Origin of the sequence: Nonomuraea composti, from assembly GCF_012034275.1 — a bacterium.
GTDB lineage: Bacteria > Actinomycetota > Actinomycetes > Streptosporangiales > Streptosporangiaceae > Nonomuraea > Nonomuraea composti.
Genome location: NZ_JAATEP010000034.1, coordinates 42,637 through 55,416, shown reverse-complemented (window position 1 = coordinate 55,416; position 12,780 = coordinate 42,637). Strand labels below are relative to the sequence as shown.

Here is a 12,780-nt window from a genome sequence, read left to right as displayed (position 1 = left end):
CCCGAGCATGACTCCATGATCCATGGCCCTAGGGCAGTGCATGCCTGAGCGACCTACCGCACGTGACGACTCCCTCATCGAGCACCAGCAACCCCTTGAGCTGTGGCGCGAGCCAGGCGTCAACACCCCTGACGCCCCCGATGCCCCTGACACCCGGGATATCGGCGATGACGGCGATGACGAGAGCCACGACCCCTACCAACCCCTGTAGGCCGGAGGACCCCCCACGTGAGACTGAAAGCCTTCGTCGCTTCGCTGACCGTAGCGGTCGGCCTGAGCATGATCACGCCATTACCGGCGTCGGCCGCTGAGCCGGACCCCGGTGCGCCCGCCGACAAGATCGCGTCGGACCTGAAGGGCCGCTTCCGCACGGAGCCGGTCTCCGACTTCTGGATCACGTTCGACACCAAGGCCGACCTCGCGCCGGCGAAGAAGATCGCCGACTGGACCGCTCGCGGTCAGTTCGTCTACGACGCGCTGAAGGCCGCGGCCAAGGCCTCCGCGGCGTCCGTCTCCGCCGAACTCGACGCGGCGGGCGTGAAGTACACGTCCTACCCGCTCGTCAACGCCGTGCTCGTCAAGGGCGGCACGCAGAAGCTCGCGCTCGACGTCGCCTCGGTCGGGCAGGTCGCCGAGATCCATGCGTCGCCACAGGTCGCGCTGGTCGAGCCCGTGGACGAGAAGACGCCGGCCGACCAGGCCGTCCGTCCCAAGGCCACCGCCGAGGACGGCACCGTCTCGTGGGGTCTGGACGCCATTCACGCCCCCAAAGCCTGGGCCATGGGGGCCACCGGTGCGGGCATCACCGTGTCCAACCTCGACTCGGGCGTTCAGTTCGACCACCCCGCCCTGATGCGGCAGTATCGCGGCACGAAGCCCGACGGCACCGTCGACCACAACTACAACTGGATGGCCACCCGCGGTACGTGCGCCGGCGCACCGTGCGACGACGACGGACACGGCACGCACACCATGGGCACCATGGTCGGCGACGACGGCACCAACCACGTCGGCGTCGCCCCGGACGCGCAGTGGATCGCGACGAACGGCTGCTGCGACAGCACCGGCGTCGAGTCGTTGCTCAAGTCCGGCTGGTGGTTGCTCGCCCCGACCGACGTCCACGGGAACAACCCCGACCCGTCCAAGCGCCCCCACGTCATCAACAACTCGTGGGGCCAGACCGTCGAGCACAACTTCGACGACTTCTTCAAGGCCATCGACGAGGCATGGAGCGCCGCAGGCATTTTCAGCGTCTGGTCGTCGGGCAATACCACGCCGTACGCGGCGTGCGACACCGTCTCCTCGCCCGGCTCCGCCGAGAGTGCCTACTCGGTCGGCGCCTACGCCTCGGACGGCACGCTCGCGTTGTTCTCCCGCAAGGGCGAGGGTGAAGCCGGCCGGATCAAGCCCGAGATCTCCGCTCCGGGCGTCGCCGTCCGTTCGTCCTACCTGAACGGCAGTTACACCGAGATGTCCGGCACATCGATGGCGGCTCCCCACGTCGCCGGCGCCGTCGCCGACCTGTGGAGCTACGACCCCACCCTCATCGGGCAGGTCGAGGAGACCCGCCGCCTGCTGGCCGAGTCGGCCGTCGACGTCGACGACACCGAGTGCGGCGGCACCGCCGACTTCAACAACAAGTACGGCGAAGGCCGGCTCGACCTCGTCCGCCTGCTCGAGCTCGCCCCTCGGCAGGGCGGTACCCTCACCGGTGTCGTCACCGCCGACGGCGCCCCGGTTCCCGCCGTCGACGTGACGATCAGCGGACCGTTCAGCCGGTCCGTCGGGACCGACAAGGACGGCCGGTTCACGATCAATCTCCCGGTCGGCGACTACCAGATCAGCACCAAGGCCTTCGGGTACCTGACCGCGACCGCGAGCGCCACGGTCGCTCGCGGGCAGAACACCTCGGTCGAGGTTCCCCTCACCGCCGCCGCGCGCCACGACATCAGCGGCAGGGTCATCGACGACAAGAAGCAGCCCGTCCCGAACGCCGACGTCTCCGTCAAGGACACGCCGCTGGACGCCATGCGCACGGACGCCAACGGCGCGTTCACGATCGCCGGTGTGCCGGAGGGCCAGTACGGGCTCGCCGTCACGCCCAACGCCTGCTTCTCGCCGGCATCCGTCCCGCTGACCGTCGGCGCCGAGAACAAGCCGCTGGAGATCCCGATCGGGCTCGTCGTCGACAAGGGCGGCTACAGCTGCTCCCTCTCCGAGGGGGAGTACCTGCGCGGCACCGACCCGGTCGCGTTCAAGAGCGGCGTGTGGGCGACGGTGAGCCTGCCGTTCCCGATCGCGCTCTACAACGGCAGCCACGACACCCTCGGAATCAGCCTGCGCGGCGTGATCTCCCCGACCACCTCCACCGGACCCGGCACCGGCGGTGCGGGCGTCTTCCCGTTCTACGTCTCGTCCCCCGTCGAGTTCGCCCCCGGCGGGGGAGTCTTCACGACGGCCACCAAGGTCGATGGCGAGGACGCGTTCGTCATCGAGTTCCGCGACGCCAAGATCTGGGCCTACCCGATCCGGTCCGAGTACACGGAGCCGGTCAGCTTCTCGGCCACGCTCACCCGCTCGGGCAAGGTGATCTTCGGGTACGGCGACGGCATCGGCACCGACGACCCGGTGACCGGCGGCGCCCGCACCATCACCGGCATCCAGGGCTGGGCCGGTGTGGACGGCATCCGGTTCTCCGACAACGTCCCGGTGCTGCACGACGGGATGATCGTCACCTACGACCTTCCGGACTGGGGCTACCTCGACGCGACCGTCGTCGACAAGAACGACGGGCTGCCGGTGTCCGGGGCCAAGGTCTCGTTCACCGGCAAGAACGGCCTGGTCGAGAGCGTCACGACCGGCGGGACGGGCGTCGTGCGTCGCCAGCTGCCGGTCGCCGGCTACACGATGACCGTCGAGGCGCCGAACTACGTGACGGCGTCGTACGACTTCACGCTCGACAAGCTCTACGCGAAGGCGACGATCGACGCGCGCCTCGCCACGGGCGCCGCCGGCGTGAAGGCGAGCGGCCTCGACGCCGTGATGGGAACCGACCAGAATGGTGTGGGCTCGCTGACGCTGACCAACAACGGTTCCGCCCCGCTCACGTACGACCTGGGCGAGGCCGCGCGCCACCCCGAGCTCGACGCCGCCGGCACCACCACCCGCACCGGTACTGGTGCGGACAGCACGATCGACCTCACCGCGTGGCAGTCCGGTGCGAGCGGCATGAAGCCGTCGAACGTCGACGGCAAGGCTGCGACGGCGAGCGCCGCGGAAGCACGGGCGGCCGGCAAGGTCGGCACGACCTCCGGCGGCGACGTCATCACCCGCATCGACATCCCGGGCACGATCGCGGAGAAGGAGCCCTCCGGCATCGGGTACGACGGCGACGTCTGGGTCCACGACTACAATGCGCGGACCAACACCGCCTACACCGTGACGGGCAAGCCGACCGGCAAGGTCTTCGACGCCTCGTGGAACCCCAAGTACCGGGCGTTCGACATGGCGCTCGACACCAAGACCGGTGACATGTGCCAGATGGAGGACAGCCCGGCCAGCTACATCCACTGCTTCGACCGGGAGACCGGAAAGGAGACCCGGCAGATCAAGGGTGACTGGTCCACGCTGCAGCTGACCGGACTCGCCTACAACCCCGCCGAGGACGTGTTCTACGTCGGCGGCCGGGCGAACGGCATGATCGGAACCGTCGCCGGGACGTCGCACGACAACGCGGGTGCGCTGCTGTCCTTCTGCGCCCCGCCGCTGCCCGAGGTGATGGGCCTGGCCTACAACCAGGCCTCCGACACCATCTGGTACACCGACCTCACCTCGAACCGGCCCACCCGCCTGCTGCAGGTCGACCCCGACGACTGCTCGCTCGTCAACGCGTGGTGGTTCCCGGGCCAGAAGGCAGGCCAGGGGGGCGGCCTCGAGACCGACTCGACCGGGGCGCTGTGGGCGGCGGACCAGATCGCCGATGACGTCGTGCTGGTCGACGTCGAGGACGACCTGCTCACCGACCTGCCCTGGCTGTCGCTCTCCTCGACCGGCGGCACCCTCGCACCGGGCGAGTCGACGACGGTCAAGGTCTCGATCTCCTCGAAGGACGCCGCCCCGGGCATTCTCGGCGCGAACATCGTCGTGTGGTCCGACTCCGGACGGCAGCCCAAGACCTACGTCCCGGTGACGCTCACGACCACGAAGTACCAGGTCGGCGTCAACGCCGGCGGCTCCTCGTTGACCGACGCCTCCGGCTACACCTGGTCCGGCGACCAGGCGGCCGGTGACGAGGTGTGGGGCTACACCGGGAAGGGCAGGACGATCTCCGCGAGGGCCGCGATCAAGGGCACCGAGGACGACGCCCTGTTCCAGTCCCAGCGCACCACGCCGGGCAAGGACCTGATCTACACCTTCCCCGACGCGCCGAAGGGCACCTACGCCATCGACCTCGGGTTCGCCGAGATCGAGCAGGTGAAGCAGGGCAAGCGGGTGTTCGACGTCCTCGTCGACGGCGAGCTGACGCAGTACGCCTACGACCCCGTGAGAGCCGTCGGCCCGAATGCCGCCGACTGGCACACCGCCGTCGTGCGGCACGACGGCGGTCCGCTGACCGTGGAGCTGCGAGGCTCGAAGGGCCTGCGGGCTCCGAGCATCGCGGCGCTGCGCGTGACGCTCGATCCGCGCGCAGACAAGGCGGAGCCGGAGCCCCGGCCCGAGGAGCCGGAGCCGGGCCCCGTGCCGGTGGCCCCCGCCGGTCGCTCGTACTCGATGAAGGTGACCGACGGGCTCTACCGCCAGGGTACGGAGGAGTCCGGGTGGCACGGCGATGACGTCTGCGGCGTGCTGTGGTTCGAATCCGGCTTCCTGTTCCCGTTCTACGACACGGCCTGGGACGGCGTATGTGTGACGACGAACGGCGCGCTGGTCTTCGACCGGGCCAGCGCCCTGGGGAACAACACGGCGCTGCCGTCGCCATACGCGTTCGATGCGATCTTTCCGCTCTGGGATGACCTGGTCGTCGACGACCAGGCGGACATCTACTTCGGCACCACCGAGGTGGACGGCCTGGCCGCTGAGGTCATCGAGTGGCGCAACGCCGCCTTCGACAGCGACAGGGCGGCCCGGGTGAGCTTCTCGGTCACCCTGATCGCCGACGGCCGCATCCAGATCGGATACGGCGACGGCATCGGCGGCGACAACCCCGTCACCCGCGGATCGTCGGCGACGGTCGGCCTGGAGAGCCTGACGCGCAACCCCGCGAGCCAGTACTCCTTCAACCAGCCCATCCTGACAGCCGGTCTGGGGCTGGAGTACACCCTCCCGGCTGCGGGCACGATCGAGGGCACGGTCACCGACGCGAACGACGGCAAACCGATCGGGGGCGCGATCGTCACGCTCAAGGGGCCGAACGGTGAGCGGGTCATCACCGCCGACAAGAAGGGCCGGTGGAAGGCCCAGGCGCTGGTCGGCCAGAACACCGTGCAGGTCTGGGCGCCGAACTACGTCACGGCCGGCCACTCCGTGACCATCGCCAAGAAGGATCAGGCCGAGGTGGTCGACGCGGCCTTGACCACGGGCGTCACCACCATCACGGGAGGTGACCTCGACTGGCTCCTCGGCCCGGACCAGAAGGCGAGCGCCGACGTGACCGTGACCAACACCGGCTCCGCCCCGCTCGAGGTGCGGCTCAGCGAGCAGAAACGCACCAGCGACGGCGGGCACGAGGCCGCCGACCTTCCGTGGCTGACCCTCACGGGCCCGGCCGCGACCGGCACGGTCAAGCTCGCGGTCGGCGAGTCCACCACGGTCACGGCAACGGCCGACAACGCCGCCGTCGAGCCCGGCGTGCTCGTCGGGGACGTGCTCGTGGCGTCGAACGCCGGCAAGGGCGAAGCCCAGCTCAGGCCGGTCCGCCTGGCGACCTCGGCCTACTGGAAGGGCGTCGACGCGGGCGGGTCCGGGCACGTCGGTGCCGACGGCTTCGTCTGGTCGCCCGACCAGAAACTCGGCTCGCGGCCGTGGGGCTACGTCGGCGGCAGGGCACATGCCACCAAGGCCGACATCGGTGGCACGGAGGACGACGACCTGTTCCGCACCCAGCGGACCGGCGAGACGTTCGCCTACGTGTTCAAGAACGCGCCCGCCGGGACGTACCGGATCGGCCTCGACTTCGCGGAGCTCGAGAAGGTCAAGGCCGGCAAGCGTACCTTCGATGTCGTGGTCGCCGGCAAAGCCGTGCTGTACGACCACGACGTGCAGGCGAAGGTGGGCGCGCTGACCGCGGACGTGAACACGGTCACCGTCGAGCACGCCGGTGGCGATCTGAGGGTCGAGTTTCGCCGCGATATCGGCGAGCGCGACCCGATCCTCAACGCCCTGAAGGTCCAGCAGGACCCGCGCCTATGAGATAGCCAACCAGTCCGCCAGCAGTGGTCAGAGCCTCCCCGGAAAGGATCGCCGTGGGGGCTCTGACCATGCCTGCCGAGTTTGCGGCTTCCGGCCTGCGCTTGCCGAAACTCCATCCATGCGGTTCAAGTCGCATGTGAGTACTCGTGGCACTCGTCATGATCCATTCGCCATCCTCCCAGTCGGCCCGAGAGCGGCGGCCCCGCCTCGCCGCGAGCAGGCGGCGAACGCGGGGCCGGACGCTCTCTCCGAGCGTCAGCTTCTCAACGAGACGACTCTCCCCCTCTCGCCCTGCTCTTCCTTACCGAACAGCAGGGCCGCGGTCTTCTCAGCGGCGGCGGTGGGCCACCTGCGGGTAGACAGAGGTGTAGGTGTCAGCGGTGAACGCGCTGGAGGTGTGTCCCAGCGTTTCCCGCACCACCTTCATCTCCACCCCAGCCGCCAACATCAGCGACGCTGCCGCCATGCCGCAGGCCGTGCAGCCGGATGTCGGCAGGCCGGCCAGGTAGGCCAGCCACAGGAACTGGTCGGAGACGTGCTGGGGTGCAGGCGGTTACGGTCGCGATGCTGACCGGCCGCCGGAATCTGACGCTCTGGCGCACCTGTGGGTCGGGGCCGGTGCGGCGTTCAGCCACCGCTCGACAGTGATCTCCTGGGTCAGATGCCGCCCGGCCTTGATCGTCCGGCGGACCGTCAGCTCCTCCTGCGGCATCGCCATCACCAGCTGCCCGCTTGGTCGCGAACGGCGCATCCTGGCGCGCTCCGGCGTCTGTGCGGCGGGCCGGATCGCCGGCCCACCCTTCGGGGCAGGTACAACCGGCGGTTGACGATGGTGTGACCGGCTGCCGAGGCGTAGGTGAGCACCGGCATGACCTGACAGTTCTGGACCTGCCCGGTCAGCCCGCCGTACTGCGGTGAGACCTCCACCGATTCATCGCCCTTCTTGCGGGCCTGCGCATCGTCGGCGATAGGTCCCCCCAATCACTCGAATACAGGTGCTTGATTACGTACGTCCGGACCTCATCACGCAGCGCGTCAGTATCCCACTTGGCGCCGTTCGACAGCCATTCTGGCCGATAGGCCGTGCCATGCTCGACATGGTCGGCCAGCGGCCAGAAATTGTGCGCGGCACATCGGCCAAAAGACCGCGAACCAGGTCAGCGAACGTCGCCCGCGGCTCGGGCCGGGTGAACAACGGACCGGCGATCCGCTCGGTCAACGCAGATAACTGGGGATCCCAGGACGCGACCAGATTGTAGGTGAGGGCAAAGGCCACCCGAAGACTTTGCGCCGCTTTCCACGCCCGATCAGAAATTTTCTGGCAACATGTACGAATGTAGTAGATGGACGGTGTCGTGCGGCTCGCTTGCCGGCCGTTCTGGTCCGGGATGGACGTGCACGCTCTCCTTTGTTACATTCGGGATCATGAGTGTAAGCAGGGGAACCTCGGGGTGGATAATGCCCGATCGTGGCGCATCGCGGCAGACTCTCGCCGATCCTTATTGACGTACCACGCGGTGAGGTGCCTGCATCTGCCGCCTTCTGGTCGAAGTCCTCGGTGTGTCTGCACGTACGGTTCCCGATGAGCAGCAGCAACTTTCCTGAACGGCCCGCTGCCTGGGCCGGAATCAGGGAACCGCGATCCACGCCCCGGCACGAGATGCCATCCGGCCGGGACCTCACCCCAGCCCGCAAGTCCTGTAATACCCCACTGAACCGCATCCGGGCCGTCGTCGAGCGGGCCACTGCCCATCTGAAATCAAAAAGGGCTTCCGGCGTTGGCTGAAGAAATTCCGCAGCGCTACGCACCGTCACCAAACTCCTGGAAGTCTTCCGAGTGACGGCCCGTACTGAAACACAATCCAAACAGATTTCGGGAAGTTCGCCAACTGTCGGTGAACCATCGAGAGCGGAGAGACCTGTGTCGGAAACAGTGGTATCGTCCCCCATCAACGGAAATGCCTCCCTTAGTGTCGCGCTCCACATCGGAAGCGATGTCATCGCGCATGGTCTTGAGGCCGTGCTGCAGCAGATCGCGGGTGTCCGCTCCGTGCAGCGTGTGGATCTTCCCTCGCTGCCCGGCCTCATCGCGGACGACGAGGTAGATGTCCTGGTCGTCTCCTTCGATTTGTGGTCCGACCTCGAGGGCATCTGGGACCCGACCGCCCACCGCACCAAGATTCTTGTCACCGGCAGCGATCTGCACACCCAGGACATAGAGTCCTTCAGCTCTCTCCCCGTGGACGGATTCCTCGCTCTCGAGCACATCTCAGCAGAACGTCTCAACGACACGCTCAGCCGACTGGTGAACGGGGAAGTCCCCCTGCCCTCCGAATTGGCCTACAGGTTATTGAACGAGGCGTATCCGGTCGTGACCCGCCGGAGGCGCCCTCATGTGGAACTCACCGCCCGGGAGAAGCAGACGCTGGCGCTGCTCGTGAAAGGGATGAGCAATAAACAGATCGCCCGGGGTCTCGGCATTTCCACACACGGCGCGAAGCGGCTGGTCACTGCGATACTGCTAAAAATGGGTGTACCGAACAGGACCGCGGCCGCGGTGCAGGCGATCGACTCCGGCCTCGTCCCGGAGCGGGCGACCGGGGATTTGGGATAGCCGGCACCAATGAAGTGACGGTCCGGAGCCCGGTCCGTCACCGTGCCGCTCCTTTCGTCTCTTGAGGTGTGATGGCCATCCAGATATCCGTCCTTGAAACGTTCAGCACATTGTTCACCGGCGAGCCGCGCGAGGATACGGCGGCTCCCGCTGAAGCGGTCCCGCAATCGCGCGAAGACGAATACCTCAACGACCTGGCGGACGTGCACGGTCTCGATGAATCCGCTGTTCTCTCCACTGTGCCATCGCGCTCGTATGGAGAAATGGCGGCCAGGGCACTCGAAGGGTGTGGTGCGGGATCCGACCACGTCGATGTGATCATCCTCGCCTACGCGAACACCGAGTTCTTCGTCCCGAAAGGCGCAGGCTCGTTCCTGGCCACGGAATTTCCATCGGCGCAGATGGTCTACGCCGTCACGGAACAGGGAAAGCTGGCCCCGTTCACCGCGCTGAAACTCGCGCAGTGTCATCTGCAAGAGGAAGGGTGCGAAAGAGCGGCCGTCGTCGCGATCGAGCAGCGCGCCGTGCCTCTCGTCGGCGACCTCGACGCGGGCCGGCCTGACGTTGATGCTGCCGCGGCGATCCTTCTGTCGCGAGATATCTCTGCCACTTGTACCGGGATACCGAGCGTTGCGCTGCGAAAGGTCGGCGGGCCGGCGGAACTCGGTCCGCTAGTGAGAGAGATGCTGCGGATCGGGACCACGAAACTGGACGGCGACCCCCTCATCGTCATCGGCGAGCGCATACCGAGAGGCGAGGCCGCGTCCTTCTCGTCCCGTGTCCATCGGGCGGAAGCCGGCCGTGTCTGCACCGGAGTGTGGGAAACGCTCGACCGGAGTCTGCGCGGCGACGACGGCGACGGCGGGTATTCCGGGCCCGTCCTCGTCATGGAATACGACCCGATGCTGGATCAACTCGGTGTGGCGTCGATGACCGTGCCGTAGCGCCTTCACGCCGTTCACACGTGTCCCGCGACCAGGTAACTACGGGGCAGATCCGGCAGGTTGGCCGGGTTGGCGGCTGAGGACCAGCGGCCGTACTCGGCGCCCGGCCGGCCGGGCTCGGTCACGACGTCCACGATCCAGCCGTTGTCCGACAGGAAGCTCCCCGGGTCGTCCGTGCCGAACCGCCAAGGACTGCTCGCGTCTTCGAGCTTGCGCAGGAAGGGTTTCATGTACGGGAAGCGGTAGATACCGGTCCCGATCAGATCGACGCACAGGCGGCTGCCGGGCGCGGAGAGCTTCGCGGCGCGGCGCACCACGTCGCCGGCCAGTTTTTCCGGCAGGTAGAACAGCACCCCCTCGGTGAACCAGAGCGTCGGCACCTGGGGGTCGTGGCCCGCCGCCGCCAGAGCCGCGTCCCAGTCGTCGCCGAGGTCCACCGGAACCGTCCGCAGGTCGCACTGCGGTACGGCGTCAACCTTGTCGAGGACGGCTAGCTTGTAGGACAGGACAGTCGGCTGGTCCACCTCGTACACGGTGGTCCCGACCGGCCACGCGAGGCGGTAGGCGCGGGTGTCGAGACCCGCGCCGAGCCCGACCACCTGCACCAGGCCCGCGGCCAGACCTTCCCCGATGGTGTCGTCGAACCAGCGCGTGCGGATCGGCAGGAAGGGATTGCCTTCGTCGGAGGCTCGTGAGGTGTGGAAATGCCGAAGGAGTTCGGCGCCTTCCGGTCCGGCGAGCAACGAGGCGTAGGGATCGTCGAACAGCCGGTCGGGACGTGCACTCTCACGGGCTCTGGCAGCAGCCGTCCACCGCGCGGTCTCGCCGACCCCGTTCATCTTGTCTTCGCCCATGAGCAAGCAATGTAACGACCGACCGGCAGCGGCAGAATCTCCATACTCCGGCATACCTGATCCGGCAGGGCCTTTGGGACGCCCAATGGGGACTGGCCTGTCGCTACGCGCCCGACAGAAGCTGGCAACGCCAGCAGGATTCGAGAGAAGAGGACGCGTGATGCAGCCGCGAACGGTGGACGACGTACCAACGGTGATCGCTCAGGAGATGGGCCGCGTCCTGTCCGGCGAACCGCTCGACCTCCACCGGGACTTCTTCCTCGCCGGGGGCGACTCGGTGCGCGCCGTGGAGTTGATCACACGCCTTGGCGAGCGCTTCAGCGACGGTACGGAAGAGGCCAGCGCCCGCCTGTGTTCGGCACTCCTGCTCGCCGTGTTCGAGGACGCGACACCGGAGGCGCTGGCCGCGGTCGTGCGTGAGCACCTCTGAACGGGAGGGCGACCCCTATGACCGGTTCCGGTTGGTCGGTCCGGGAGATCGCCGACGCCGTGGCCGCCCGCCGGGTCTCCGCGACGGAGATTCTCGCGGAGGCCCTCACCCGTATTGACTGCCGCAACAAGGAGTTGCGCCTGGTCGTCACCATCGACGAACGGGCCGAGCGGTGGGCGCGCGAAGCCGACGAGGCCGTACTGCGCGGTGAGCCGCTCGGTCCGCTGCACGGCGTTCCGCTGACAGTGAAGGACAGCTTCTCCACGCAGGGTCTGCGCACCACCGCGGGATCACGCGCCCTCGCCGGCAACATCCCCAGGCGTGACGCGGACGCCGTGGCCGCGCTCAGAGCGGCCGGCGGCATCGTGTTCGCCAAGACCAACCTGGCGGAGAACTGCGGCGATCTTCAATCCGCGAACCCCCTGTTCGGGGCGGCTGCCAACCCCTGGGATCCGCGGTACACCACCGGCGGTTCCTCGGGCGGCTCCGCCGGAGCGGTCGCCGCCCGGTTCTGTGCCGCCGACCTGGGTTCCGACATCGCGGGATCGATCAGGATCCCGGCCGCCGCCTGCGGGGTCTACGGGCACCGGCCGAGCTACGGCATCGTGCCGATCCGCGGTCACCACCCCCCGTACCAGCCGATCGAACCGGATCTCGCGGTGGCGGGTCCGCTGGCGTCCACGCCCGGCGACCTCTCCGTGCTCCTCGACCTTTTGGCCGGCCCGAGCCAGGCGGACAGACCGGCCTGGCGGGTGGAGCTGCCGCCCGCCAGGACCGTACGGCGGGTGGCGATCTGGCCGGACGATCCGTACTGCCCGGTCGACGCCGAGATTCGCGGCGCACTGGGACACGTGGCCGGGGTGCTGGAAGCCGGCGGCGTGCCTGTCGAGCAGACCCGGCCGGCCGGCATCCGGCTGGACGAGAGCGACGAGGTGGCCCGCAGGCTACTCGCCTCCGTGGCGCTGCAGGACTACAGTGCCGCGGACATCGCCGCCATCAACTCTGGCGGCCGCGCGCCGGGTGACGGCCTCGGCGCGCAGTACGTCGCACAGAGCTACCGGGACTGGATGCAGGCGCACGCCCGGCGCGAGCGGCTGCGGACGCGGTGGCAGTCGTTCTTCACGCACTTCGACGCTCTGCTCCTCCCCGTCGTCCCCTCCTTGGTCGGCCCCCACGACGCCCGCCCGTTCGCCGAGCGAACCCTGACGGTCGACGGTGCCCCGCGCCCGTACTGGGACCAGATGGTGTGGGCCAATCTGACGGGACTGGCCGGCCTCCCGACCACGGTCGTCCCTGTGTGCCGCGACAGTCGCGGCCTGCCCATCGGCATCGCGGTCGTCGGCCCCTACCTGGAGGACCGTACGCCGCTGTCGCTCGCTCAGCGGCTGTACGAACTGCTCGAACCTCTCGGGCCCCCACGGGTCCGGCATGGCAATTCAGCCAGCTCTGTCGGGCGGGCACCTGGAGTTAGCCATGACCGCGTCACCACGCCAGATTGTTCCCGAGTCAATCCACTCCCCCGAATGTGAA

Annotated in this window: 8 protein-coding genes and 1 pseudogene; 7 read left to right on the top strand and 2 right to left on the bottom strand. The window is 68.2% G+C overall.

The window, feature by feature from the left end; genetic code table 11:
- Positions 1 to 40 precede the first annotated feature (40 nt).
- From HCN51_RS37305 to HCN51_RS61690, 3 genes are all read left to right on the top strand, one after another.
- Positions 41 to 211 (top strand): hypothetical protein, encoded by a 171-nt coding sequence (locus tag HCN51_RS37305; protein WP_168016399.1) that lies wholly within the window; start codon positions 41 to 43, stop codon positions 209 to 211.
- A 17-nt stretch (positions 212 to 228) separates the two neighbouring features.
- Positions 229 to 6,408: a S8 family serine peptidase gene (locus tag HCN51_RS37300; RefSeq protein WP_168016397.1), complete on the top strand. Its 6,180-nt coding sequence runs from the start codon at positions 229 to 231 to the stop codon at positions 6,406 to 6,408.
- Between the two features lie 380 nt (positions 6,409 to 6,788).
- Entirely contained in the window at positions 6,789 to 6,917 is a 129-nt protein-coding gene (locus HCN51_RS61690; RefSeq protein WP_277350188.1) for a hypothetical protein, read from the top strand.
- A 222-nt stretch (positions 6,918 to 7,139) separates the two neighbouring features.
- Here the strand turns inward: HCN51_RS61690 and HCN51_RS63125 are convergent.
- A pseudogene (locus tag HCN51_RS63125) lies at positions 7,140 to 7,684 on the bottom strand (IS701 family transposase); the annotation flags it as partial.
- A 744-nt stretch (positions 7,685 to 8,428) separates the two neighbouring features.
- Between HCN51_RS63125 and HCN51_RS37290 the strand changes: the two are divergent.
- Positions 8,429 to 9,022 carry a LuxR C-terminal-related transcriptional regulator gene (locus HCN51_RS37290; RefSeq protein WP_168016393.1) on the top strand — a complete coding sequence of 198 codons (594 nt, stop codon included), beginning with the start codon at positions 8,429 to 8,431 and terminating at the stop codon, positions 9,020 to 9,022.
- 71 nt (positions 9,023 to 9,093) lie between these two features.
- Positions 9,094 to 9,966 carry a beta-ketoacyl-[acyl-carrier-protein] synthase family protein gene (locus HCN51_RS37285; protein ID WP_168016391.1) on the top strand — a complete coding sequence of 291 codons (873 nt, stop codon included), beginning with the start codon at positions 9,094 to 9,096 and terminating at the stop codon, positions 9,964 to 9,966.
- Positions 9,967 to 9,980: 14 nt separating this feature from the next.
- Here HCN51_RS37285 and HCN51_RS37280 read toward each other — a convergent pair whose 3' ends face one another.
- Positions 9,981 to 10,820 (bottom strand): class I SAM-dependent methyltransferase, encoded by an 840-nt coding sequence (locus HCN51_RS37280; protein ID WP_168016389.1) that lies wholly within the window; start codon positions 10,818 to 10,820, stop codon positions 9,981 to 9,983.
- A gap of 160 nt (positions 10,821 to 10,980) precedes the next feature.
- Here HCN51_RS37280 and HCN51_RS37275 point away from each other — a divergent pair, with 160 nt between their 5' ends.
- Positions 10,981 to 11,250 carry an acyl carrier protein gene (locus tag HCN51_RS37275; RefSeq protein WP_168016530.1) on the top strand — a complete coding sequence of 90 codons (270 nt, stop codon included), beginning with the start codon at positions 10,981 to 10,983 and terminating at the stop codon, positions 11,248 to 11,250.
- Positions 11,251 to 11,309: 59 nt separating this feature from the next.
- Entirely contained in the window at positions 11,310 to 12,779 is a 1,470-nt protein-coding gene (locus tag HCN51_RS37270) for an amidase family protein (RefSeq protein WP_168016387.1), read from the top strand.
- The last annotated feature ends 1 nt before the right edge of the window (position 12,780 follow it).